At 62.1% G+C, this 385-nt stretch carries 1 protein-coding gene; it reads left to right on the top strand.

Annotated features, from left to right (window positions below):
* Positions 1–385, top strand: a 385-nt coding sequence (locus A3730_RS12045; RefSeq protein WP_197477462.1) for an acyl-CoA dehydrogenase family protein, incomplete at both ends; no start/stop codon positions are given.

Here is a 385-nt window from a genome sequence, read left to right as displayed (position 1 = left end):
TCGCGCGCAGCGGATGACGCAGCAAAGGCGAATGGTGAACTGTTAAACAGCATCGCCGGTTTTGGCCTGGCGTTGATGCCCATGCCGGAAGCTCTGGGCGGTGTGGGCATGCCACGTTCGCCGCTCTCCAACGCGCTGGCAGTGGAAGATCTGGCCGAGGGGGATATTTCTCATACCCTGGCTGCCTTGCAGCCCATGGCTGCCGTCAACGCCCTGGTGGATTTCGGTAGCGACGAGCAGCAGGAACGCTGGTTGCCTGCCATGGCCACGGAAACCTTTACCGGTGCGGCTATCGCGCTGACGGAGCCGCGCGCCACTTTCGAGCCTTCCTCTCCCGCTACCACGGCACAAACTGCAAACGGGCAAGTGGTGCTCAATGGAGTGA

Source organism: Alcanivorax sp. HI0044, from assembly GCF_001634945.1.
The sequence above is the reverse complement of the archived record's forward strand: the minus strand, read 5'-3'. Positions and strand labels throughout refer to the sequence as shown.